This is a genomic window from Neisseria sp. SLRRB23 (assembly GCF_050896295.1).
In the GTDB taxonomy this organism is placed as follows: domain Bacteria; phylum Pseudomonadota; class Gammaproteobacteria; order Burkholderiales; family Neisseriaceae; genus Neisseria.
Map to the genome: position 1 here is coordinate 1 of NZ_JBPBFH010000163.1, position 386 is coordinate 386.

The following is a 386-nucleotide window of genomic DNA, read 5'->3' on the forward strand; positions in this document are numbered from 1 at the left end:
GGGCTCGGAGATGTGTATAAGAGACAGAATTCACGCTAATACCTGATTCCTTATTGTATAGTGGATTAACAAAAATCAGGACAAGGCGACGAAGCCGCAGACAGTACAAATAGCACGGAACCGATTCACTTGGTGCTTCAGCAAGCTTTTATAAAGATTGCCGCGCTCACCCTCTAAGCCCGGCTGTTTCCAAATCATGGAAAAATCTTGACAAGGGAATCCGCCTAAAATGATGTCGCAATCGGGAACAAACAAATAACCGTGGCTGGTCAGTGGCGGCGTCAGGTTTCCCCCCTCCCGTGCCTCAAGGCATCGTGTTGCCGCCCCAATTCAAACCTCGCGCGGGGGCGGGGACGGTTTTTGGTTTCGCACGAATTCGCCCCCCC

The 386-nt window shown here is 51.6% G+C and carries 1 protein-coding gene; it reads right to left on the reverse strand.

Annotated elements, in window-relative coordinates:
• Positions 1–75: 75 nt before the first annotated feature.
• Positions 76–255, reverse strand: coding sequence for a DNA cytosine methyltransferase (locus ACRPFF_RS11695; RefSeq protein ID WP_432674682.1), 180 nt, complete (start codon positions 253–255; stop codon positions 76–78).
• Positions 256–386: the final 131 nt, after the last annotated feature.